The sequence below is a fragment of the Amycolatopsis sp. NPDC114478 genome (genome assembly GCF_055633805.1).
Genome location: NZ_JBVKDO010000017.1, coordinates 170,235 through 193,217, shown reverse-complemented (window position 1 = coordinate 193,217; position 22,983 = coordinate 170,235). Strand labels below are relative to the sequence as shown.

Here is a 22,983-nt window from a genome sequence, read left to right as displayed (position 1 = left end):
GATGTGGCAAAGTCCCGTCCACCTTCGGGTGACGTGGAGGCCGCCATGACCGAGTCCACCGTGCAGGCATCCCAGCGGCACCGGCTGCCGGTGCGCAAGCTGTTAGCGGCGAGCGCGGGCAACGCGCTGGAGTGGTTCGACTGGACGATCTACGCGACGTTCAGCATCTACTTCGCCGGCGCGTTCTTCCCCTCCGGGAACGACACCCTGGCCCTGATCAACACGTTCGCCACCTACGCGCTCGCGTTCTTCTTCCGCCCGCTGGCGGGGTCCTGCTCGGGCGCTTCGCGGACACGCGCGGCCGGAAGCCGGCCATGATCCTCACCATCCTGCTCATGGCGGGCGGGTCGGTGGCGATCGGGCTGCTGCCGACGTTCTCGCAAGTGGGCTGGCTCGCGCCGATCCTGCTGCTGCTCGCCCGCGTCGCGCAGGGGCTGTCGCTCGGCGGGGAGGTGTCCAACGCGTCGGCCTACCTGGGCGAGATCGCGCCGCCGGAGCGTCGCGGCCGGTACTCGGCGTTCTTCTACATCTCGACCGGAACGGCCGTGCTGATCGCGACCGTGCTCGGGTTCGTCCTGGCCCGGACGCTCGACAAGGCGCAGCTCGCGTCCTGGGGCTGGCGGCTGCCGTTCCTGCTGGGCGGCGTCTTCGGCCTGGTCGGGCTGTGGCTGCGCCGGAGCCTCTCCGAGACCGAGCTGTTCGAACAAACGAAGACCAAGGCGCGCAAGCTCGAACGGCCGCTGCTGACCACGCTGACGCACCACCCCAAGGCCGTCGGCAGGCTCGTCGGCTTCACGATGCTCTCGACGCTTTGCTACTACACGTTCTTCAGCGCGCTGACGTCGTTCGCGGTGAAGAACCGGCACGCGGACGCCGACGCGGTCTTCCTCGCGCTGTCGGTCGGCACGGCGTTGTTCATCGCGCTGCAGTACCCGATGGGTGCCCTCGCCGACCGGGTCGGGCGGAAGCCGCAGCTGCTGGTCTGGTCCGGGGTGACCGCGGTGGTCGTCGTGCCGCTGTCCACTTTGATCGGCCCGAACGTCGGCGGCCTGCTCGTGGTGTTCTGCGTCGGGCTCGGGCTGTACACGGCGATGACGTCGATCGCGCCGGCCATCATGAGCGAGCTGTTCCCCACCGAACTGCGCGGGCTGGGGATCGGCGCCTGGTACAACCTGACCGTCGCGATCTTCGGTGGCACCGCGCCGCTGCTCATCACGCTCTTCGGCACGGTCTCGCAGACGCTCTACTTCTGGTACGTCGCCGTGGGCGCGGCGATCGCGTTCGCCGTCATCCTCACGCTGCCCGAAACGAAGGGCAGCGAGCTGCGGTAAACCCTTCGTCACCGGCCGGTCACGCTCGCTACGCTGCGTTTCCCGAGACCGAGCCGAAGGAGGGACACCGTGCAGCAGACCGCCGACGTTACCGAGGAGCTGGCCCGCCGCGTGGTGGCCGCCGCTGGCCGGGCATTCGACGTCGAACTCACGCCGGAGCAGGCGCTGGTCCAGGCGTCGCCGCGCGCGGGCGTCGACTACCAGGCCAACCTCGCGATGAGCCTGGGCAAACGGCTCGGCCTGCCGCCGCGCGAGGTCGCCGGGCTGATCGCCGGGGCGCTGCAGCTCGACGGCATCGCCGAGCCGCCCGAGATCGCCGGGCCCGGGTTCCTCAACTTCTTGCTGCGCAAGGAATGGCTCGAAAACCGGACCGCCGCGCTGCTCGGCGACCCGCGTCTCGGGGTGCCGGAAACCCCGGCGCCACGGCGGATCGCGCTGGACTACAGCAGCCCGAACGTCGCCAAGGAGATGCACGTCGGGCACGTGCGCACGACGGTGATCGGCGACGCGCTCGCGCCGCTGCTGCGGTTCGCCGGGCACGAAGTGCTGCCGCACAACCACCTCGGCGACTGGGGCACGCCGTTCGGCATGCTCATCGAGCACCTGCTCGACGTCTCGGCCGGCCGGAGCGCCATCGCCGACCTCGACGCCTTCTACCGCGAGGCACGCCGGAAGTTCGACACCGACGACGCGTTCGCGACTCGCGCGCGCGAGCGTGTCGTGCTGCTGCAAAGCGGCGACGAAGAGACGCTCGGCGTCTGGCGGGAGCTGATCGCCGAGTCGACGCGGCACTTCAACGAGGTCTACGCGCTGCTCGGGATCTCGCTGACGGACGAGGACATCTACGGCGAGAGCTTCTACAACCCGTACCTCGCCGCAGTGGTCGACGACCTCGAGAAAGCCGGGCTGACCGAGGTCAGCGACAGCGCGATCTGCGTGTTCCCCGAAGGGTTCCGCAACCGCGAGGGTGACCGGCTGCCGCTGATCGTCCGCAAGCGCGACGGCGGCTACGGGTACGCGGCGACCGACCTGGCCACCGCCCGGTACTGGACGGCCGAACGCGGCGCGACCGACCTGCTCTACGTCGTCGGGGCCCCGCAGGCGCAGCACTTCGCGATGGTGTTCGCCGTCTGCCGCGCGGCCGGCTGGCTGACCGGGCACGCCGAGCACATCGGCTTCGGCACGGTGCTGGGCGCCGACGGCAAGACCATGCGGACCCGGGCCGGCGACACGGTCAAGCTCGCCGACCTGCTCACCGAAGCCGTGACGCAGGCGGCCGCGGTCGTCGCCGAACGCAGTGAGCTGGACGCGGCCGGGCAGGCCGAGGTCGCCCGCGCGGTGGGCACCGGCGCGGTCAAGTACGCCGACCTGTCCGGCGACCGCGAGCGCGACTACGTCTTCGCCTGGGACCGGATGCTCGCCAAGGAGGGCAACACCTCGGTCTACCTGCAATACGCGCACGCGCGGACGCAGTCGATCCTCCGCAAGGCGGGCGGTGTGCCCGACGGCACGGAAATCCTGCTGGAAGCGCCGGCGGAACGGGCGTTGGCGTTGAAGCTGCTCAGGTTCGGCGAAGCGCTGAAAGCCGCGACGGACGGCTACGCGCCGCACAAGCTCTGCACGTACCTGTACGAGACGGCGGTCACGTTCTCCCGGTTCTTCGAGGAATGTCACGTCCTGAAAGCGCCCACGCCTTCACTGCGCGCGTCACGGCTGAGGTTGACTACGCTGACGTCGCACACGCTCGCGCTCGGGCTTTCCCTGCTCGGCATCGAAGCGCCCGACCAGCTCTAGCGGGAGACCACTGTGGAACTGCCCGGCGATCTGCTCGCCCTGCTGCGCGAGCCCAGCCTCTGCTTCCTGTCGACGCTGATGCCCGACGGCTCGCCGCAGCTCACCCAGACCTGGGTGGACACCGACGGCACGCACATCCTCGTCAACACCGTGCTGGGCCACCAGAAGCAGCGCAACATCGCGCGCGACCCGCGGGTGGCGCTCAACGTCGCCGACCGCGAGCGGCCGTCGCGCTACTACGCCATCCGCGGGCGGGTCCTCGAGATGACCGAGGAAGGCGCCGTCGAGCACATCGAGAAGCTGTCGCAGCGCTACCTCGGCGGCCCGTACCCGTGGTGGGGCGGCCGGGACCAGACGCGGCTGCTGCTCACCATCAAAGCCGATCGGATCGCGTCGTGATCATCATCGCGGGCTGGTTGCGGGTCGTCCCCGACCGCCGGGACGCCTACCTCGAGAGCTGCGGCGAGGCCGTCCGCCTCGCGCGGGAGGCACCCGGCTGCCTGGAGTACGCGCTGGGCGCCGACCTGCTCGACCCCGGCCGCATCACCGTGTACGAGCGCTGGGAGTCCGATGCGGACCTCGAGCGCTTCCGGGGCTCCGGGCCGTCGGACGACCAGGCGGCACAGATCCTCGACGCGTCGGTGGCCCGCTACCGGATTTCCGCGGTCGAGGCGCCGTGACCCGCTAGCAGCGTCACCAGCTCACCGGCCACGCCGCGGCCGATCGGCTCCCGCGTCGCGAGGAGCCGGTACCAGAGCGTGCCGAACACGACGTCGATGACCGTGCCGGGCGCGACGCCCGCGGGCAGTTCGCCGCGCTCGCGAGCGCGGTCGACGATCGTGCCCAGCGCTTCGCGGCGGCGGTACAGGAAGTCTTCGCGGAACCGCTTGCCGAACTCCGGGTCGATCTGCGCCTGCGCCATCAGCGCCCGGAGCGTGTCCGCGACCTGGTTCTTCTCCCCCAGTTCGAACGTGCTGCCGAGGAAGTGCTCGAGGTCGGCGCGGAACGACCCCTCGTCGGGGATCGGGATCTGCAGGTCGGCTTTCGTCGCTAGCGCGTCGAGGAGGACGTCGGCCTTCGACGGCCACCAGCGGTAGATCGTCTGCTTGCCGACGCCGGAGCGCGCGGCGATGCCTTCGACGGTCAACGTGCCGTAACCCGCCTCCGCGACCAGGTCGAGCGTGGCGGCGAGGATCGCCAGCCGGCTCTGCTCGCTGCGCTTGCGGCCGGGGCGGGACTGGTCGGTCATGAGATCCGATGGTAGCGTCGATTTCGAAACGAGACGTACCGGTTCGAAATGGGGAACAGAGCATGAGCATCGCACTCGTCGCCGGCGGCACCTCGGGCATCGGCCTGGCGACCGCGCGGCGGCTGCACGAGCAGGGGTACACCGTCCACGTCACCGGACGGGGCAAGGAGCGGCTGGACGACGTCGCCGCGAGCGACCCGGAGCTGACCGGGCACCAGGCCGACGGCGGCGACGCCACGGCGATGGACGCGCTGGCGTCGTCGCTGGGGGCGGTCGACGTGCTGGTGGTGAGTCTGTCCGGCGTGGAAGGCATGGGGCCGATCGGTTCGCTGGACCTGGCGATGCTGCGGCGGGCCTTCGACGCGAAGTTCTGGGCGCACCTGACGACGGTCCAGGCGGTGTTGCCGCACCTGGCCGCGGACGGGTCGATCACGCTGCTCAGCGCGATCACGGCCCGGGCGGCGATGGCGGGCACGGCCGGGATCGGCGCGCTGAACGCGGCGATCGAGGGGCTGGTCAAGCCGCTGGCGGTGGAGCTGGCGCCGCGGCGGGTCAACGCGGTTTCGCCGGGGGTGGTGGACACGGCGTGGTGGAGCGGGTTCCCGGCGGAGGTGCGGGAGGGCTTCTTCGCGCAGACGGCGGCTTCGATCCCGGCGCGGCGCGTGGCGACGGCTGAGGAAGTGGCAGAGGTGGTGGCGCTGGCGGCGACGAACCGGAACCTGACGGGAACGGTGTTGGAAGCCGACGGCGGTGCCCGGCTGGTCTCGCTGGGCTGATGACGGCGGGCACTTCCACGGGAGAGTGCCGGTCAGGGCGGGGCCAGTAGGGGCGGCGGGGTCAGCCGCGCGGGGGCCGCCGGCGAGTGCGCAGTCGGCCATGCGACGTGCGGCGAGACCGCGGCAGCGCGACATCAGCCGAGCCATGGGCGGCGGTCCAGCCGGCGGTGCAGAGTCGGGGACCGCGGCGGCGCGGCATCAGGCGAGCGTTGGGCGGTGGCGAGCCGGGGCCCGGGTCAGCGGCGCAGGGGGACCAGGTCGTCGGCGTGGACGACCTCTCTCCGCTGCTCCTCCGGGAGCTCTGGCGATGACCGGCCGATCAAGTCCGGGAGCTCCGTCGCGTCGAACGCCACCACTCCGCGGGCCACCGGGCGGTCCTTCGCGTCGACCAGGTCGACCACGTCGCCCGCCTGGAACTCGCCCTCCACGCCCGTTATCCCCGCCGCCAGCAACGACCTGCGGCGGCGGACCACCGCCGTCACCGCGCCGTCGTCCAAGCGGAGCGTTCCCGTCGTGTCCGCCGCGTAGCCCAGCCAGAACCTGCGGGCCGACAAGCGCGTGTCCGCCGGGGCGAACGCCGTTCCCGGGGACGCCGACGTCAACGCCGCCGAAGCTTCCGAAGCCGCCGCCAGGAGGACCGGGATGCCCGCTCCCGCCGCCGTGCGGGCGGCGGCCAGCTTCGAGACCATGCCACCCGTTCCCAGGCCGGAGCTGGACATGCCGACCGAGATTCCGTCCACATCGGACTCCGACAGGACTTCCGTCAGCTTGCGGGTCGCGCCGTCGCGGGGGTCGCCGTCGTACAGACCGTCCACATCGGACAACAGGACCAGCGCGTCCGCGCCGATCAGGTGCGCGACCAGCGCCGCCAAGCGGTCGTTGTCGCCGAAACGGATCTCTTCCGTAGCCACGGTGTCGTTCTCGTTGACCACCGGGACCGCGCCCAGCGCCAGCAGCCGCGAGAACGTGCGCTGCGCGTTGCGGTAGTGGGACCGGCGGACGACGTCGTCCGAAGTGAGCAGCACCTGGCCGACCGTCAGCGAATACCGGCCGAACGACTCCGCGTACGCGTGCGCCAGCGCCAGCTGCCCCACGCTCGCCGCCGCCTGCTGAGTCGCCAGGTCGCGGGGACGCTTGCCCAGGGAAAGCGGGGCGAGGCCGGCGCCGATCGCGCCCGAGGACACCAGCACGATCTGCGCGTCGCGGGACACGCGCTCGGCGATCGCGTCGACCAGCGCGTCCAGCCTCGCCACGTCGAGGCCGCTGCCCGCCGTGGTCAGGGCCGACGAGCCGACCTTGACGACCAGACGTCGGGCCGCGGCGATCGCTTCGCGCGTCCCGCTCACGCGTCGAAGTCCAGGTCGTCGTCCTCGCCGGTGCCGTCGCGGCGGATCCGGCGGGCCTCCTTGCGCTCGGCCGCGCCGACGCGGTCGTTGCGCTCCAGCCGGACGTCGGTGCCGCGCCCGGACAGGTGCATCGCCACCGCGGGCGTCGACGGCTCCCACTCGAACTGGACGTCGCCGACCGTCACCGGGCTGCCCGGCACCGCGCCGAGCTTGGCCAGCTTCTCCTCGACGCCGAGCCGCTCGAGCCGGTCGGCCAGGTAGCCGACGGCCTCGTCGTTGCCGAAGTCGGTCTGGCGGATCCACCGCTCCGGGCGGCTGCCGCGCACGATGAACGCGCCCTCTTCCTCGGGGTCGACCTCGACGGTGAACCCGGAGTCGTCGACGGCGAGCGGCCGCAGGACGATCTTCTCCGGCTCCAGCACCGGCTGCGCCTCGCGGTACTTCTCGACGACCGCCGCGAGCGCGAACGTCAGCTCGCGCAGGCCCTTGCGGGAAGCGGTCGAGACCTCGAAGACCTGCAGGCCGCGGGCCTCGAACTCCGGCCGGACGAACTCGGCGAGCTCGGCCGCCTCCGGGACGTCGATCTTGTTGAGCACGACCACGCGCGGACGCTCTTCGAGCTTGCCGCCGAGACCCGGGGTGTACTTGGCCAGCTCCGCTTCCAGAGCGTCCACATCGGACAGCGGGTCGCGGCCCGGCTCCAGCGTGGCGCAGTCGACCACGTGCACCAGCACGGCGCAGCGCTCGATGTGGCGGAGGAAGTCGAGGCCCAGGCCCTTGCCCTCGGACGCGCCGGGGATCAGGCCGGGCACGTCGGCCATCGTGAACACCGTCTCGCCGCCGGTGATGACGCCGAGGTTCGGCACCAGCGTGGTGAACGGGTAGTCGGCGATCTTCGGCTTGGCCGCGGACAGCACCGAAATCAGCGACGACTTGCCCGCGGACGGGAAGCCGAGCAGACCGACGTCGGCGACCGAGCGCAGCTCCAGCACCAGGTTGCGAGCCTCGCCGGGCTCGCCCAGCAGCGCGAAGCCGGGGGCCTTGCGGGCCTTCGACGACAGCGCCGCGTTGCCGAGGCCCCCGCGGCCGCCCTGCGCCGCGACGAACGTGGTGCCCGGGCCGATGAGGTCGGCGACCATCTCGCCGTCTTCGGTGAACACGACGGTGCCGGACGGCACCTTCATCACCAGGGTCTCCCCCGCCGCGCCGGCGCGGTTGCCGCCCTGGCCCATCTTGCCGCTGCCCGCCTTGGCGTGCGGACGGAAGTGGAAGTCGAGCAGGGTGTGCACGTTCGGGTCGACGACCAGCAGGACGTCGCCGCCGTTGCCGCCGTTGCCGCCGTCCGGGCCGCCGAGCGGCTTGAACTTCTCGCGGTGCACCGAGGCGCAGCCGTTGCCCCCGTCACCGGCGGTCAGGTGGATGACCGCGCGGTCCACGAACCGGGACGCCATGACTTCGCCTCACTTCACTCAACGACAGTGTCTTCTGAATAAGCTACGAACAAAACAAACGAGGGGTGGCACCGGATATTCCGGCCCCACCCCTCGTCAGAGGTCTAGAAAGAAGCCGAATCAGGCTTCCGACGGCACGATGTTGACCGTCTTGCGGCCACGCTTCTCGCCGAACTGGACCGCACCGGTGGCCAGCGCGAACAGCGTGTCGTCGCCGCCACGGCCGACGTTGACGCCGGGGTGGAACTTGGTGCCGCGCTGGCGGATCAGGATCTCGCCGGCGTTGACCTGCTGGCCGCCGAAGCGCTTGACGCCGAGGCGCTGCGCGTTCGAGTCACGACCGTTGCGGGAGCTGGACGCACCCTTCTTGTGAGCCATAGCTCAGTCCTCTTTCTGAACGAACGAAGATCCGGAGAAGCCCTTACAGGGAGATGGCGGTGACCTCGACGCGGGTCAGCTTCTGCCGGTGACCCTGGCGCTTGTGGTAGCCCGTCTTGTTCTTGAACTTGTGGATCCGGATCTTCGGACCCTTGGTCTGCTCGACGACCTTGCCGGTGACCGAGACCTTCGCCAGCGCGTCCGCGTCCGTGGTGACCTCGCCACCGTCGACGTACAAAACGGCGGGGAGGATGTGCTCGGTGCCCGGCTCGCCCTCGAGCTTCTCGACCTCGACGACGTCGCCGACGGCCACCTTGTACTGCTTGCCGCCGGTCTTGACGATCGCGTACGCCGACACGGAAGTCTCCTGCATTACTCGACAATGGGTGGGGGCCCGCGCGACCGGCCCACCTGGTGGAGACGGCGGTCCTGGACTCGCGCAGCGACCTGCTCTGGTGGCAGGCCGTACTACAGGTTACGTGGGGTGCCCCGGTGCGTTACCACCGGGGTCCCCTAGTCGTTCACTTGCTCTGGTCGGAGGCGTGCACCGGCGGTCCCGCCGGGCGCGACGCGGCCCGGCGCGGACGGCGCCGGGTGGAGCGCGCGGCCGGTTCGGGCACGCTGACCTCGGGCTCCGCCGCCGTGACCGGCTCTTCCGCCGGTTCCGGCGCCGGGGTCCGCTCGACCTCGGGCTCCTCGTCCTGCGGCACCGGGGCCTCGTCCGCCTCGGTGGTCACCGGGGTGCCGGCGACCTCCTGGGCGGGCTCGGCGGGCGACTCGGCCGCCACCGGCGTCTCGTCGGCCTCCGTGGTCGCCGGGGTCCCGGCGATCTCCCTGGCCGGCTCCGGGGCGGGCCCGTCGCCGTTCAGCGCGCCGTGGTCGTGCTCCTTGGCCGCCTTCGAGGCGTTGGCCATCGCCGCCACGGCCGACGCGATCGACTCGCGCTGCTCCGGGGTCGGGACGGCGTGGACCTCGGCCTTCGCGGCCTCGGCCGGCTCCTTGGGGGCCTCCTCGGCCTTGCCGCGGCCCCGCGACCGGCGGGAGCTCTTCTCCCCGCCGCCACCGCCGCCGCCGGTGTTGCCACCGCCGCCGTTGCCGTTCCCGCCGTGGTTGTGGCCGCCACCGCCGCCGCCCGTGCGCTGCACCTCGGTCGAGACGAGCACGCCCCGGCCCTTGCAGTGCTCGCACGGCGTCGAGAACGCCTCCAGCAGGCCCGTGCCGATCTTCTTGCGGGTCATCTGCACCAGGCCGAGCGAGGTGACCTCGGCGACCTGGTGGCGCGTGCGGTCGCGGCCGAGGCACTCGGTGAGGCGGCGCAGCACCAGCTCGCGGTTGGACTCGAGCACCATGTCGATGAAGTCGATCACGATGATGCCGCCGATGTCCCGCAGCCGGAGCTGGCGGACGATCTCCTCCGCCGACTCCAGGTTGTTGCGGGTCACCGTCTCCTCGAGGTTGCCACCCGATCCGGTGAACTTGCCCGTGTTGACGTCGATGACCGTCATCGCCTCGGTGCGGTCGATGACCAGGTAACCACCCGAGGGCAGCCAGACCTTGCGGTCGAGCGCCTTGGTGATCTGCTCGTCGATCCGGTGGTCGGCGAACGCGTCGCCGGTGCCGGTGTAGCGCTTGAGGCGCTCGGTGAGCTCCGGCGCGACGTGCCGGACGTAGTCGTTGATGGTCTCCCAGGAGCGGTTGCCCTGGATCTCCAGCTTGGCGAAGTCCTCGGTGAAGAGGTCGCGCACGACCTTGACCAGCAGGTCCGGCTCTTCGTAGAGCATGGTCGGCGCGCCGCCCTTTTTACCGGAACCGGCGGCGGCCTTCTCCTTGATGACGTCCCACTGCGCCTTCAGGCGGTCGACGTCGCGGCCCAGCTCCTCCTCGCCGATTCCCTCGGAGGCGGTGCGGATGATGACGCCCGCGTCCTCCGGGACGATCCGCTTGAGGATGTCCTTGAGCCGGCGGCGCTCGTTCTCCGGCAGCTTGCGGGAGATGCCGGTGGCGCCGCCCGCGGGGACGTACACCAGGAAGCGGCCGGGCAGCGAGATCTGCGTGGTCAGCCGGGCGCCCTTGTGCCCGACCGGGTCCTTGGTGACCTGGACCAGCACGGAGTCGCCGGTGGACAGCGCCTGCTCGATCTTGCGGGCCTTGCCCTCCAGCCCGGCGGCGTCCCAGTCGACCTCGCCGGCGTAGAGCACGGCGTTGCGGCCGCGGCCGATGTCGATGAACGCCGCCTCCATGCTCGGCAGCACGTTCTGGACGCGGCCGAGGTAGACGTTGCCGACGATCGAGCCGGAGCCCGACTGCGTCACGAAGTGCTCGACCAGCACGCCGTCCTCGAGGACGGCGATCTGCGTCGCGTCGCCCTTCTCGAGGACGACCATCGTGCGCTCGACCGACTCGCGGCGGGCGAGGAACTCGGCCTCGGACAGGATCGGGGCGCGGCGGCGGCCCGCCTCGCGGCCGTCGCGGCGGCGCTGGCGCTTGGCCTCCAGGCGGGTCGACCCGCGGACGCTGCGCACCTCGTCGCGCGCCGGGCGCTCGCGCTCGGCCTGCTCGGCCTTGGCCTGGCGGACGTGCGTGACGGTGTTGGGCGGGTCGTCGGTGGTCTCGGCCTCGTCGCCGTCCGAGCCCTTGCGGCGACGGCGGCGGCGACGGCGCTTGCTGCCACCCTCGCCCTCGTCGCCGTCGGAGTCCGACTCGGCGGCTTCCTCGGCCTCTTCGGCGTCCGCTTCGGGCTTTTCGTCCCCGTTGCGGGACCTCCGGCGCGGCTGCTCTTCGGCCTGGTCCTCGTTCTCGGCGGTCTCGTCGCCGCCTTCGGCGCCCTTGCCGCGGCCACGGCCGCGACGGCCCCGGCGGCGGCGACGGCGGCTGCCGGCGTCATCGTCGTCGTCGACGCCGGTGTCGGCGGCGGGCGAGGTGTCCTCGGTGTCGTCCTCGGCCGGCTCGGGCTCGGGACGGGTGCGCGCCTCCGGCCGGGGCTCCGGCTCCGCGAACGGGTCGGCGGGCTTGCGGGCCGGCTTGGCCGCGGGCTCGGCGGGCTCCGGCGGCAGGAAGACCGGCGACGGCGCGGCGAAGACCGGCAGGTGCGCGCGGGTCTTCTGTCGCGGGCGCGGCTTCTCGGCCTCGGCGGGCCGGGCCGCGGGGGCCTGGCCCTGCTCGGCGGTGTGGCCGGCGGCGGCCGGCTGGGAGAAGGGCTGATTGGCGCCCCGGCCGGCGGCCTGCCGGGCGGGTGCCTGGTCGGCGCTGCCCTGGTCGGCGCTCTGCCGGGCGGATGCCTGGTCGGCGCTGCCCTGGTTGGCGGTGTCCCGACCGACGGTGCCCCGGCTGGCGGTGCCCTGACCAGCGGTGTCCCGGCCGACGGTGCTCTGACCGGCACTGCCCTGGCGGGCGGTGTCTTCACCGGCATTGCCCTGACGGGCGGTGCTCTGACCGGCAGTGCCATGGCCTGCGCTGTCATGACCGGCACGGCCCTGGCCGCCGGTGTCCTGGCCAGCACTGCCCTGGCGGGCGCTGTCCTGACCGGCCGCCTGGTCCTGGCCGGTCGTGGCCGTCCCGGCCGGCTGCTCACCCTCGGCGGGTGCGAAGGCCTCAGCCACCTTGAGCGCCACGTCCCGGGTCACGCTCGACTGCGCGCTGCGCACGCTTTCCCCCAGCTCGGCGAGCTGGGCGAGGACGTCCCGGCTGTGCTTTTCCAGCAGCTTCGCCAGCGCGTGCACCCGGATCCGGGGCGGCAGGTCGGCCAGCGGGCCGCCCGTGGGTGTGGCGGGATTCCCGCCGGTGTGCTCGGCGGGTGTTTCCGCGTTCGACATGTGTCTCCTCCGCCCCCGGGCGCGTCTGCCGGTTCACACCGGCAGGGACGCGGCCGCGCAGGGGCCCCTTTCTGTTCGTTCCGCCGTGGTGGTCACCAGCGACGGGAATCCTTGCCCGACGACCGGGCGCCGCACCACCGCAGCCGGCGGCGCGCAACCCGGTCAAAGGTCTGCTCGGCGCTGTGCGCGGCACTCGCGGCCCCCGGGCCGCCCGCCACGTCGTCCAGCCGCCCGGTCCGCGGGCGGCGACGAGTCGCGGGAGATCGCGCACATCACCGGGCCACAACACCGCAGGCAGCACCTCTCACGTGCGCCCCGCGGCCCAGCGGCCACCCCGAGTATCCCACACCGGGTGACTGCTCCGGTGTACTCGGTACCTCCGCCCACGCCGCCGGGTGCGCCGCGGGCCCACCGGCCGGGGGAACTTGGCCGGATCGCTTGTCCGCCGGGCACGGGGTGGCTACCGTGCGGCTCGGGGTGACCGGGATCTCGCGCGCCGGCACCCACGGTTCCTGCATCCGGTGGGAGGTCCGGTGTCCCTGCTGGCGCGGCCACTGCGAGCGGCCGTGTGCACCGTACTGGTGCTTTCGGGATGCGTCACCGCCGGTCCGGCGGCGGCCGACGCGCCCGAATGCGGCCACGGCCGGGCCCTGCGCTACGTCGTCGCCTTCGACCGCGGCACCGCCGAGCCCGCCGCCCGCGAGCAGGTCACCGCCGCCTGCGGCACCACCACCGTCTACTACCCGCAGATCGCCGTGGCGGTCGCCACGTCGGGCGACCCGGCGTTCGGCGCGCGGATCGGGCTCGACCGGGCGTTCAGCGCCCAGGCCGAGCGGCTGGCCGCGCAGCGCGCCACCGAGGTCCGGCCGCAGCCCGCGCGGGCTGCGCTGCCCGTCACCGACCCGGCTCGCGTGCCCACCGCGGACCTGAGCGGGCAGCAGTGGGACATGCGGATGATCAACGCGGGCCGCGCGCCGGGCGCGTCGGCCGGCCGCCGCGACGTCGTCGTCGGCGTCCTCGACTCGGGCATCGACCCGGACCACCCGGACCTGACCGGCGCCCTCGACCGCGACGACTCCGCGGGCTGCCTGACCGGCGCGCCCGACCGCGCGCCGGCAGCCTGGTCGCCGACGACGTCGGTGCACGGCACGCACGTGGCGGGGATCATCGCGGCGGCCGACGACGGGCACGGGGTGACGGGCGTCGCGCCCGGCGTCCGCGTGGCGTCGGTGAAGGTGATCGACGACCGCGGCTACGCCGATCCCGAGGCCGCGGTGTGCGGCCTGATGTGGGCGGCGGCGCGGCACCTGCGGCTGACGAACAGCAGCTTCTTCGTGAACCCGTGGACGCTGTCGTGCATCCGCGGCGACGACCGCGGGGTGGTGCACGAGGTCCTGGCGCGGGCGGTGGAGTACAGCACGTCGGCCGGGACGCTGAACGTCGCGGCGGCGACGAACGAGGCCGTCGACCTGACGCCGTCGGCGCGCTCCGGCACCCCCGGGGCCGGGTCCGGGTGCGAAGCGCTCCCGGCCGCGCTGCGGGACGTCGTCGCGGTGTCCGCCGTCGGCTCGGACCGGGTGAAGGCGGGCTACAGCTCGTACGGGCTGGGCGTGATCGACGTCACGGCTCCCGGCGGGGAGACCGGCCAGTGCGTCCTTTCGACGGTGCCCGGCGGTTACGCGCCGCTGTGCGGGACGTCGATGGCCGCGCCGCACGTCACCGGGGTGCTGGCGCTGCTCGCGTCGGCGTTGCCCACCGCCGGGCCGCGGCAGCTGCGGCGGACGCTGGACGCCCAGGCGATGCCGATGCCGTGCCCGGCCGACTACGACCTCACCGGCGACGGGACCCAGGACGCCTACTGCGCGGGGTACGAGGGGTTCAACGGCTTCTACGGCCACGGGATGGTCGACGCGCTGGCGGCCTCCGTGCCGCGCGGCACGCCCGACCCGGCCCGCTGACGCTCACGTCAGCAGGAGCTTGGCGATCCTCCTCGTCGACGCCCACAAGCCCACCGCGCCCAGGACCAGCAGGTAGGCCAGGTTGACGAGCATGCTGCCGGACAGCAGGCCCGTCGCCAGGCCGCGCATCAGCTCGATCGCGTGGTAGAGCGGGAGGCAGCGGACCAGCCACTGCAGCGGCTGCGGGTACACCGACAGCGGGAAGAACGTCGTCGCGAAGAGGAACATCGGCATCAGGCCCAGCGCGATGTAGTCGAACTGGGCCGTCGACTTGAGGAACGTCACCAGCGCCATGCCGATCGCCGAAAAGGCCAGGCCGACCAGCAGCGCCGCCGGAACCATCAGCAGCGCCCACCACGACGCCAGCAGCCCCATCCCCGCCGCGATCGCGAGGAACGCCACCGCGTAGAGGCCGCCGCGGGTCATCGCCCAGCCGATCTCGCCCAGCGCGATGTCCAGCGGGCCGATCGGGGTCGCCAGCATCGCGTCGTACAGCTTCGCGTACCGCAGCTTGAAGAACAGGTTGTACGTCGACTCGAAGACCGCGCCGTTCATCGCCGACGTCGCCAGCAGCGCCGGCGCGACGAACGCGACGTAGCCCATCGGGCGGCCGTCCGGGCCCGCCACCTCGGTGACGAGCTTGCCGAACCCGAGCTGGAACGCCAGCAGGTAGAGGAACGGCTCGGCCGCGCCGGAGAGGAACATCAGCCAGCTGTTCCAGCTCACCCGCACCGACCGCTCGACGAGCATGCGGGCCCGGCCCGCGTACAGCCCGGGCGGCAGGATCCGCAGCAGCAGCCCGGCCCGCGCCGGCGGGGCTTGGACGCTCACCATCAGACCACCAGCCTCCGGTAGAAGGCCCGGTGCGCGACCGCCCACCCGGCCGCGAACAACGCCGCGAGCACCGCGAAGTGGCCGAGCATCGCCCAGCCGCCGACCCCGCCGAGGCTCGCGCCGCGCGCCAGCTGCGTCCCGTGCCAGAGCGGGGAGAGCCAGGCGAGCCAGCGGATCGCGGCCGGCAGCTGGGCGATCGGGAAGAACGTGCCGGAGAACAACGTCATCGGCATCACGACGAACCGGAAGATGATCCCGAACCGCTGGCCCTCGTCGTACGTCCGCGCCGCCAGCGCGGTGATCGGCGTGGCGCAGGCGAGCCCGGTGACCGTGCCGACGAGGATCACCAGCAGCACGCCCGGCCCGGTCCAGGCGCCGAAGAACAGCGCGACGAACGCGTAGATCGCGCCGGCGAGGGTCAGGCGCAGGGCCGTCCAGATCAGGTGGCCGCCGAGGACCTGGCCCGGCGACACGGGGGTGGCCGTGACGGCGAGGTAGTCCTTCTGCCACTTGAACCCGGACAGCACGGGGTAGCTCGAATCGCCGACGGCCTGCTGCGCGGCACCGGCGGCGAGCAGGGCCGGCGCGATGTACTGGAGGTAGGACAGGCCGCCGGTGACCGCGCCGGGCCGGACCTGCGAGCCGAAGCCGAGGCCCATCGCGGCGAGGAAGAGGACCGGCTGGAGGCCGGTGGAGTACAAAGTGGACAGCCAGTGGCGGCGGTACCAGGTCCAGTACCCCTCGACGCGCAGCCAGGCGCCCTGCCAGAGGCCGACGACGCGGCCGGTGGGTTCGACGGTGGTCATCAGTCCACCAGCGTCCGGCCGGTCAAGCGCAGGAACACGTCCTCCAGCGAACTGCGGCGCACCAGGCTCGACAGCGGCCGCAGGCCGCGGGAATGTGCGTGCTCCAAGGTGTCCTCGCCGTTGTCGCTGTACAGCAGCACCCGGTCCGGCAGCACCTCCACCCGCTCCGCCAGCCCCTCGACCTGCTCGGCCGCGGACACCTGCTCCCCCGGTGCGAACCGCAGCTCGACGACCTCGCGCGTCGAGTACCGGGCGATCAGCTCCGCCGGTGAGCCCTCCGCCGCGATGCGCCCGTGGTCCATCACCACCAGCCGGTCGCACAGCTGCTCCGCTTCGTCCATGTAGTGCGTCGTCACGATCAGCGTCGTGCCCTGGGCCTTCAGCCGGAACAGGCGGTCCCACAGCAGGTGCCTGGCTTGCGGGTCGAGCCCGGTCGTGGGCTCGTCGAGCAGCAGCAGCTCCGGGTCGTTGACCAGCGAGCGGGCGATCGTCAGCCGGCGTTTCATGCCGCCCGACAGCGGGTCGACCTTGTCGGCCGCCCGGTCGCCCAGCTGCGCGAACTCCAGCAGCTCGTCCGCCTTGCTCCGGGCCGCCGCCCGGGGCAGGCCGAAGTAGCGGCCGTAGATCAGCAGGTTCTCCCGGACCGTCAGCTCGACGTCCAGGTTGTCCTGCTGCGGCACGACCCCCAGGCGCGCGCGGATCCGCGGCCCGGCCACCTCCGGGTCCAGCCCCAGCACGCGGAGGTCGCCGTCGGTGCGGGGTGACACGCACGCGATCATCCGCATCGTCGACGACTTGCCGGCGCCGTTCGGGCCGAGGAAGCCGAACGACTCGCCGCGCCGCACCTCGACGTCGATCCCGCGCACGGCCTCGAACTCGCCGAAGCGCTTCACCAGCGCCTTGGCCTGCACCAGCGCCGGTTCCCGGTCCTCCGATTCGTCCACCCCCCGACCATACGAGCGGGCACCGACAAAAACCGAACGGATTAGCCGCGCACGGTCACGACCAGCGTCCGCGTCACCCCGTTGACCGTCACCGAAAGCCGCGCGACCCCCGGCCGCAACGCCGTCAGCACGCCCGAAGCCGGGTCGAACGAAACGACGCCCCAGCCGACCGACCAGTCCGCGCTCACCGGGTACGCCACCGGCACGTCCCGGGTGCCCTGCCGCAGGGAGGCGCGCACGACCGCGCGTTCGCCGCGGGCCAGCGAGGACGGCCCGGAGACGGTCAGCGAGTCGACGTTCGGCCGCGTCTCGAACCGCACCGGCTGGGCGCGGTCGGCCGGGTCGACGCGCAGCAGCGTCCAGCCGACGAACCCGCCGTCGCCGGGCGCGGCCGCGGGTGTCTTGCCGGAGTTGCCGTTGACCAGGTACGGCACGCCGTCCACGCGCGACAGCGAGAACACGCCGGCGTGCGAAGCCACCGAAGCGGCCGGTTTGCCCGACGCCTGCTCGAACCCGGTCAGCCACTGGGTCAGCAGGGTGGCTTCCTTCCGGTCGCCGAGCTGGGAGTTGCCGGTCGGGCTCGGGTCCTTCACCGGGTGGTGCATCGCGACGACGACCCCGCGGATCGACCGGTCGGCGGCCGCGGAGTCCAGCGCCGAACGCAGCATCCGGACCTGGTCGAACCCGCCTGCCCGCAGCGAGCCGCGCGAGGAGTCCATCAGCACCAGCCGGATGCCGTGCACGTCGACGACCTGGTGCGTGACGCCGAACGCGGCCTGGAAGTTCGCCAGGCCGTTGCCGCCTTCGGCCTCGTGGTTGCCCGGCACGTAGTACCAGGGCGCCTTGCCGTCGAGCTCCTCGGTGATGACCTGCCGGGCCAGCGCGAAGTCGGGCGCTGTGCCGCGGTCGACGAAGTCGCCGTTGATCAGCACGAGGTCCGGCTTGGCCGCGACGGCCTCCCGCAGCGCCCGCCGCGCCTGGGCGACCAGCGGGCCCGCCGGGTCGTCCGCGGTGAACTGCGCGTCGCTGACGACCGCGACGCGCAGGCCGCCGGTCAGCGTCCCGTCGGTGACCAGCGCCGGGTCGTGCGGGGCCGGGTCGGCGGGCACGGCCGTCGTCGGCGCCACCTCGAAGGTCAGGTCGTCGAACACCAGGTGACCCTCGTACTGCTGGTCCGGCACGTTTTCGACGGCGTAGAACCGCGCGAGGCGCTGGCCGTCGGGCAGCCCGGCCGGGACCGCGGCGGTGACGTACCGCCAGCCCGTCCAGTCGACGCTCAGCGAAAGGTCCACAATGGACGCCACGTTGGCGGCGTCCCGCAGTTCGGCGCGCAGCCAGGCACCCTTGCCGTCGCCGTTCACCCACAGCCCGATCTTCTGCGTTCCCGGCGGAACCGGAAGCGGCGACGACGGCGTCACGTACGCGGCGCGCGTCGCGGTCGTGCCGGTGAGCCGGTAGTCCAGCGCGAGACCGGCGCCGCCGTCGTGCCCGGGTGCCGCGGACAGCGCCGCGCCGACGACCGCCGGGTACACCGTCGCCGTCCAGCCGGCCGGGCCGTCCAGCGGGGCCGCGACCTGCGGCACGGTGCCGACCGAAGCGGCCAGGTGCGTGGTCAGGCCCGCGGCCGAAGCGGTGATCGCCGACGCGCCGGACGCGGTCAGCGCGGTCACCTCGTAGCCGTCGCCCGACGGTTCGACTTTCACGACCGAGTGGTCGTAGTCGAGCTTGACGTCGTCGGGTTCCAGCCAGGTGCCGTAGCCGTCCGCGTCGTAGCCGTAGACCTTGAACGTGCTCTTCGCGCCCGCGGCCGACAGCGCGACCTGCTCGGTGCTCGTGCCGAGCCGGACCGCCTTGCCCAGCACGGAAAGCGCCGTCTTGCCGGACGCACGGCCGGACCTCGCGACGACGTCGACAGCGCCCGGGCCGTGTCCTGTGACGACTCCGTGGGTGACGGCGGCCCGCCGGGGGTCGGACGTGCTCCAGCGCGGGTCGGCCGCGACGGCGGCGCCGGTTTCGTCGTGGCCGTCGGCGACCAGGTGCCGGGTCAGGCCGGTCAGCACGCGGTTCGCGTCCCCGGTCGCCACGGCCGGCGCCGGGGAGAACGCCGTGAGCTTGCCGCTGCCCGGCACGGTCGCGAAGCCGATCCCGTTGGGCACCAGGCGTTCCCCGCCGTCGGACGGCGCGTTGCGGACGCTCGGCGCGGCTTCGCCCTCGTTGCGCGCCAAGAGCGTCGACGAGCCGCCGCCGTCGAGGTTGATCGCGTCGTCGGCGCCGAGGCTCTTCATGTGCCGGGCCAGCTCCAGCTCGGTCATCCCACGGCTGTCGGCCTGCCGGCCGTCCACAGTGGCCAGCCACAGCCGCTTGCCGTCGGCGGAGAAGCCGACCGCGGTCCGCGGGTGCATGGCCACGTTGTCGACCGGCTGCACGACGCCGTCGCGGAGCAGGACTTCGTTGCCGCCCACGGCAACCGCGATCTTCCCGGCGTCCGAGCGCGGCGCGTACGTGACGCCCACCGGGTCACCCGGCTTGAGGTCCGCGAGGGCGTCCGCTCCGGCTTCGCGGGCCAGGAGCAGGGTCGTTCCCGCCGCGATGGGGCCGTCGGCCGGAGCGTTGCGGACCTGTGTGACGACGCCGTCGCGCAGTTCGACCTCGCGCACCCGGGAGGCTCCGGCCACCGAGGTCGCGCGGCCGGAGGCGCCCCACAACGGCGTGTAGACGCCGATCGCGTCCGCACCGAGGACCGGGCTGTTGAAGTTCGTGGCCTTCACCGTGCCGCCGGGCAGCGTCACGGTGGCTTCGAGGAACACCGAAGCCAGCTGGGCCTTGCCTTCGTCGGTGATCGACGCGGTGAGGTTGTGCCCGGCGGCGGGCGCGGTCTGCAGCTCGCCGCGGTCGATGCCCACGCCGATCGGCGCGCCGGTGGCGTTGATGTCGAAGTAGTCGCCGTTCACGCCGGCGACCGCGCCGGTGCGCGCGACCTGCTGCGAAAGCGGCGTGCGCGCGGAGACCGTGCCGGGGCTCAGGTACGTCGGCTTCAGGACCTTGCTGCCCAGGTCGACGGCGAGGGTGTCGCCGCGGATCCAGCCCGCCGGGTCGAACCGGTCGAACTGGGTGAGGCTCAGCCCGGGCGCGACCTCGGTGCTCGCGCTGCCGGTGACGAGCCCGTCGTCGGGGTCCGCGGCGGCGAAGGCGCTCGGGCCCTCGTGGGCCGACGACGCGGCGGGCGCGGCCTCGACCGGTGGCGTGCCGAGCGGCGCTTTCAGCGGGTCGGCGTGGGCCGGGACGACGAACGCCGTAGCGAACAGGGCAGCGAGCGGCAGCGCTATGCGTGACTTTTTCACCGAGTACCCCAGTATCGAGTGAGAGCGAGCCGCACCAGCACAGCGCAGCGGCACGGCCGGGGGAAGGCTTCCCGGTGAACGCCGCCTGAATGGTCTAGAACAGCTACCGCGTCACGCGGTGAAAGGAGCCTTGAGGAGCTGGTCGGCGATCGCGGTGTCCCCGCTGACGCTCGGCGGGGTGGCCGTGCGCTTCCACAGGTGCAGCAGGAGGTCCCGGGCCGTCGCCTCGGCGGTCGCGGCGGGTTCGGCCGCCGGGCCGAGCGCGGGCGGCTCACCGGGGTGCAGCGTCCAGACGTCACCGGTGTCGGTGGCTCGCAATACGAGGGGCGCGGTCAGCGACGGCGCGGCGTGCCAGCGCGTGACGCGCGGGAGCCAGGCGGTCAGGACCTCGTCGACGCCGTCCGCGGCGACCGCCGGGTCGAGCACGTGGTCGCTGCCGGAGTCGGCGAGGTGGACGGCGGTTTCGTGCACTTGGCGGCGGAACCAGAACGCCTTGGTCTTCTCGGTGCCGCCGAAGTGCCAGCACCGGTCTTCGGGGACCGCCTTCTCGAGGGCGTCGAGGAGCAGCTGAGCGCTTTCGGCGTACCAGGACGCGAGATCGGTGTCCGCGCCGGCTTCGAAATCCTGCGGCTGCACTTCCCCGATGGTGACGACCGTGGCGGCCCAGCGGTGCACGTTCCCGAGGTGCGTGCCGAGGTCGGTCAGCGTCCACCCGGCGCAGTCGGGCACGTCGGCGGCCGGGTCGGCGGTGCGCAGCCGCTCGGTGAACGCACCGGTCAGCTCGCGCAGCACCGGCAGGTACTCGCGGGCGGGGAACGGCATCGTCGTCATGGGGTCTCCTGCGGAAACCGGGGCCGCGCGGCGGGCGCGGCCCCGGGGCCGGTCACAGGTCGGGGAACCAGAGCTTCAGCTCGCGCTCGGCCGACTCCGGGGAGTCCGAGCCGTGGACCAGGTTGTACTGGGTCTCCAGCGCGAAGTCGCCGCGGATGGTGCCCGGGGTGGCCTTCTCGACCGGGTCGGTGCCGCCGGCCAGCTGGCGGAACGCGGCGATGGCGCGCGGGCCTTCGACGGCGAGCGCGACCAGCGGGCCCGAGGTGATGAACTCCAGCAGGTCGCCGAAGAACGCACGCTCCTTGTGCTCGGCGTAGTGCTCCTCGGCCAGTGCCTGCGGAACGGTCCGCAGCTCGAGGGCGGCGAGCTTCAGGCCCTTGCGCTCGATCCGCGAGACGACCTCGCCGACGAGGCCGCGCGCGACGCCATCGGGCTTGACGAGGACCAGCGTGCGTTCAGTCACGACGGTGTTTCTCCTTGGTACGGGATGTCATCGGTGCGCGTGAGCGTAGCCGACCTCGGTCAGCGGCCCTGCGGGTGCAGCTTCTTCGACCACAGCGACACCCCGGTGGCGTCTCGGAGGTCGACCGTCAGGTCACCGCTGCCGCCGTCGATGTTCAGCTCGCCGAAGTGCTGGAAGCCGTCGATCGGGGCCGCGTTCGGCCCGAACGCGCCCGCGTTCAGCGGGCCCGACACGAACTCCCAGAACGGGTCGAAGTCCTGGAAGGCCGCCCGGTCGGGGGAATAGTGGTGCGCCGCCGTGTAGTGGACGTCCGCCGTCAGCCAGACCACGTTGCGGACGCGGCGGCGCTGGATCTCCCGCAGCACCCACGCCAGCTCCGTCTCGCGGCCGCCCGGGAGGTTGTTCGCCGCCGCTTCGATCGCCGTGCCGTCCGGCACGACCAGGCCCAGCGGCATGTCCGCCTGGACGATCTTCCACGTCGCCGTGCTGCGGCCGAGCGCGTCGGCCAGCCAGCGGGCCTGCGCGTCGCCGAAGATGTAGCCCGGCTTGGTGTGGTCCGCGGTGTTGGCGTTGCGGTAGGTCCGCATGTCCAGCACGAAGATCTCGGCGCGCGAGCCGTACTCGAAGCTGCGGTAGACGCGCCTGTCGACCGCGGCGCGCGAGTCGATCGGGCGCCACTCGTGGAACGCCTGGTACGCCCGCGGCGCGAGCACGTCGACGCGCTTCTCGGTGCAGGCCGGGTTGTCGAGGATCTTGCCCGGGTACCAGTTGTTCAGGACCTCGTGGTCCGACTAATTTCCCAGCACCGCAATCACCTTCTTGTGGATTCTACTAAGGTCGTTGGCCACGACACTTCGGTCGAACATGTAAGCGGCGAAGTCGATCGGCTTTAGTAGCGCTTGGACGCACGCGCGCACCAGAGGAAGAAAGCTCTCACACTCGGCCTCGTGCTCCATAGGTGAAAGGCCTTCGGGCGACACCGATTTGTGTCGGTAGCCGCCAAGCAGAGCCCAGAACTCAGAGTGCGCGGAACCTGATAGCACGCTATACGCGCCGTTGTTGCCAACGATCAGCGGTACAAGTTTCGAGATGTGCTCCATCTTGTGGCCCTCATAGCCGATTGCGTCGTTGATCCTGCTCGTAACTGGCGTCAGGCCCAGGAGGGCTGCTTCAGTCTCAATGTTGGCAGGCGGCATTCCATAATCGGACATCGGTCCGGCTGGTCGAACGTTGTTGTAGGTCTTTTCTAGTTGACGAGCGTGCTGCAGGCGCAGAGTGTAATAGCGCCCGACACGCGTCCGCCCGTCCGGCATTCCCGGGTCGAAAAGCCATACCACCTGGGCAGCAGCTTCCACGGCGGCACGCACTTCCGCACTCGGCGCCCAGACATGGAACGGAGGAACCAACAAGTGAGCAGCTGCGCGAGCATGTTCGAGTACTGCGACATACAGCAGCTCACAAGCCTTCCAGACTGTCTCGGTCGGGGCTTGACCCCAACGCGTCACACCGTCACCCCTCGCGAGAGCGGCGGTAGCTACGGCTTCGCGGAGCGCTGGTGACGAGCCGAATGCAGGTCGCCAGACGCCAACACTGCGTCGTGCGATGTCGGCTATCACTTCGGTGAGGAGGCTGCGCAGGGCTTCGACAGTTCTGGGTGACGTTGATGACA

18 protein-coding genes and 2 pseudogenes are annotated in these 22,983 nt (G+C 72.1%); 6 read left to right on the top strand and 14 right to left on the bottom strand.

Translation table 11 applies throughout. From position 1 onward, the window contains the following. Positions 1–45 precede the first annotated feature (45 nt). The 4 genes and pseudogenes from ACZ7OH_RS37305 (at position 46) to ACZ7OH_RS37290 (ending at position 3,805) form a co-directional block, all read left to right on the top strand. Positions 46–1,331 (top strand): annotated as a pseudogene (locus tag ACZ7OH_RS37305) (MFS transporter). A gap of 69 nt (positions 1,332–1,400) precedes the next feature. Further along, a complete protein-coding gene (argS, locus tag ACZ7OH_RS37300) occupies positions 1,401–3,125 on the top strand; it encodes an arginine--tRNA ligase (protein ID WP_470285164.1) in 1,725 nt (574 codons plus the stop codon). 12 nt (positions 3,126–3,137) lie between these two features. After that, positions 3,138–3,524 carry a PPOX class F420-dependent oxidoreductase gene (locus tag ACZ7OH_RS37295; RefSeq protein WP_470285163.1) on the top strand — a complete coding sequence of 129 codons (387 nt, stop codon included), beginning with the start codon at positions 3,138–3,140 and terminating at the stop codon, positions 3,522–3,524. Further along, on the top strand, positions 3,521–3,805 hold the full coding sequence (locus tag ACZ7OH_RS37290) for a putative quinol monooxygenase (RefSeq protein ID WP_470285162.1): 285 nt from the start codon (positions 3,521–3,523) through the stop codon (positions 3,803–3,805). The genes ACZ7OH_RS37295 and ACZ7OH_RS37290 overlap by 4 nt, the downstream gene beginning before the upstream one ends. Here ACZ7OH_RS37290 and ACZ7OH_RS37285 read toward each other — a convergent pair. Beyond that, positions 3,775–4,374 (bottom strand): TetR/AcrR family transcriptional regulator, encoded by a 600-nt coding sequence (locus tag ACZ7OH_RS37285; RefSeq protein ID WP_470285161.1) that lies wholly within the window; start codon positions 4,372–4,374, stop codon positions 3,775–3,777. The genes ACZ7OH_RS37290 and ACZ7OH_RS37285 overlap by 31 nt on opposite strands. 62 nt (positions 4,375–4,436) lie before the next feature. On the opposite strand from ACZ7OH_RS37285, the gene ACZ7OH_RS37280 reads away from it, so the two are divergent. After that, on the top strand, positions 4,437–5,150 hold the full coding sequence (locus ACZ7OH_RS37280; RefSeq protein ID WP_470285160.1) for an SDR family oxidoreductase: 714 nt from the start codon (positions 4,437–4,439) through the stop codon (positions 5,148–5,150). 236 nt (positions 5,151–5,386) lie between these two features. Here ACZ7OH_RS37280 and proB read toward each other — a convergent pair whose 3' ends face one another. From proB to ACZ7OH_RS37255, 5 genes are all read right to left on the bottom strand, one after another. Further along, positions 5,387–6,496, bottom strand: coding sequence for a glutamate 5-kinase (gene proB / locus ACZ7OH_RS37275; protein ID WP_400904466.1), 1,110 nt, complete (start codon positions 6,494–6,496; stop codon positions 5,387–5,389). Continuing rightward, a complete protein-coding gene (gene obgE / locus ACZ7OH_RS37270) occupies positions 6,493–7,947 on the bottom strand; it encodes a GTPase ObgE (RefSeq protein WP_470285159.1) in 1,455 nt (484 codons plus the stop codon). The genes proB and obgE overlap by 4 nt, the downstream gene beginning before the upstream one ends. A gap of 120 nt (positions 7,948–8,067) precedes the next feature. After that, the gene (gene rpmA, locus ACZ7OH_RS37265) at positions 8,068–8,325 is read right to left on the bottom strand and encodes a 50S ribosomal protein L27 (protein ID WP_285480691.1); all 258 of its coding nucleotides are present in this window, start codon (positions 8,323–8,325) and stop codon (positions 8,068–8,070) included. 43 nt (positions 8,326–8,368) lie between these two features. Next, entirely contained in the window at positions 8,369–8,683 is a 315-nt protein-coding gene (gene rplU / locus ACZ7OH_RS37260; RefSeq protein ID WP_086678418.1) for a 50S ribosomal protein L21, read from the bottom strand. 163 nt (positions 8,684–8,846) lie between these two features. Then, positions 8,847–12,137: a translation initiation factor IF-2 N-terminal domain-containing protein gene (locus tag ACZ7OH_RS37255; RefSeq protein ID WP_470285158.1), complete on the bottom strand. Its 3,291-nt coding sequence runs from the start codon at positions 12,135–12,137 to the stop codon at positions 8,847–8,849. Between the two features lie 533 nt (positions 12,138–12,670). Here ACZ7OH_RS37255 and ACZ7OH_RS37250 point away from each other — a divergent pair. After that, a complete protein-coding gene (locus ACZ7OH_RS37250) occupies positions 12,671–14,095 on the top strand; it encodes a S8 family peptidase (protein ID WP_470285157.1) in 1,425 nt (474 codons plus the stop codon). 3 nt (positions 14,096–14,098) lie between these two features. Here the strand turns inward: ACZ7OH_RS37250 and ACZ7OH_RS37245 are convergent, their stop codons facing one another. The 8 genes and pseudogenes from ACZ7OH_RS37245 to ACZ7OH_RS37210 form a co-directional block, all read right to left on the bottom strand. Next, positions 14,099–14,929, bottom strand: a complete 831-nt coding sequence (locus ACZ7OH_RS37245; RefSeq protein WP_470285156.1) for an ABC transporter permease — start codon at positions 14,927–14,929, stop codon at positions 14,099–14,101. Beyond that, a complete protein-coding gene (locus tag ACZ7OH_RS37240) occupies positions 14,929–15,735 on the bottom strand; it encodes an ABC transporter permease (protein WP_470285155.1) in 807 nt (268 codons plus the stop codon). The genes ACZ7OH_RS37245 and ACZ7OH_RS37240 overlap by 1 nt, the downstream gene beginning before the upstream one ends. Beyond that, entirely contained in the window at positions 15,735–16,679 is a 945-nt protein-coding gene (locus tag ACZ7OH_RS37235) for an ABC transporter ATP-binding protein (protein ID WP_470285154.1), read from the bottom strand. Before ACZ7OH_RS37235 ends, ACZ7OH_RS37240 begins: the two co-directional genes overlap by 1 nt. A gap of 41 nt (positions 16,680–16,720) precedes the next feature. Then, complete coding sequence (locus ACZ7OH_RS37230) at positions 16,721–19,999, bottom strand: phosphodiester glycosidase family protein (protein ID WP_470285222.1); 3,279 nt, start codon at positions 19,997–19,999, stop codon at positions 16,721–16,723. Positions 20,000–20,131: 132 nt separating this feature from the next. Further along, a complete protein-coding gene (locus ACZ7OH_RS37225; RefSeq protein ID WP_470285153.1) occupies positions 20,132–20,851 on the bottom strand; it encodes a maleylpyruvate isomerase family mycothiol-dependent enzyme in 720 nt (239 codons plus the stop codon). 52 nt (positions 20,852–20,903) lie between these two features. Then, entirely contained in the window at positions 20,904–21,314 is a 411-nt protein-coding gene (ndk, locus tag ACZ7OH_RS37220) for a nucleoside-diphosphate kinase (RefSeq protein WP_004561228.1), read from the bottom strand. A 59-nt stretch (positions 21,315–21,373) separates the two neighbouring features. Continuing rightward, positions 21,374–22,102 (bottom strand): annotated as a pseudogene (locus ACZ7OH_RS37215) (alkaline phosphatase D family protein); the annotation flags it as partial. 3 nt (positions 22,103–22,105) lie between these two features. Continuing rightward, complete coding sequence (locus tag ACZ7OH_RS37210; RefSeq protein WP_470285152.1) at positions 22,106–22,681, bottom strand: hypothetical protein; 576 nt, start codon at positions 22,679–22,681, stop codon at positions 22,106–22,108. Positions 22,682–22,983: the final 302 nt, after the last annotated feature.

Excerpts from the sequence above, each read along its gene's own strand:
- ACZ7OH_RS37285 (WP_470285161.1), bottom strand. The coding sequence starts at position 4,374 with ATGACCGACCAGTCCCGCCCCGGCCGCAAGCGCAGCGAGCAGAGCCGG.
- ACZ7OH_RS37280 (WP_470285160.1), top strand. The coding sequence starts at position 4,437 with ATGAGCATCGCACTCGTCGCCGGCGGCACCTCGGGCATCGGCCTGGCG.
- obgE (WP_470285159.1), bottom strand. The coding sequence starts at position 7,947 with ATGGCGTCCCGGTTCGTGGACCGCGCGGTCATCCACCTGACCGCCGGT.
- rpmA (WP_285480691.1), bottom strand. The coding sequence starts at position 8,325 with ATGGCTCACAAGAAGGGTGCGTCCAGCTCCCGCAACGGTCGTGACTCG.
- ACZ7OH_RS37255 (WP_470285158.1), bottom strand. The coding sequence starts at position 12,137 with ATGTCGAACGCGGAAACACCCGCCGAGCACACCGGCGGGAATCCCGCC.
- ACZ7OH_RS37245 (WP_470285156.1), bottom strand. The coding sequence starts at position 14,929 with ATGGTGAGCGTCCAAGCCCCGCCGGCGCGGGCCGGGCTGCTGCTGCGG.
- ACZ7OH_RS37240 (WP_470285155.1), bottom strand. The coding sequence starts at position 15,735 with ATGACCACCGTCGAACCCACCGGCCGCGTCGTCGGCCTCTGGCAGGGC.
- ACZ7OH_RS37225 (WP_470285153.1), bottom strand. The coding sequence starts at position 20,851 with ATGACGACGATGCCGTTCCCCGCCCGCGAGTACCTGCCGGTGCTGCGC.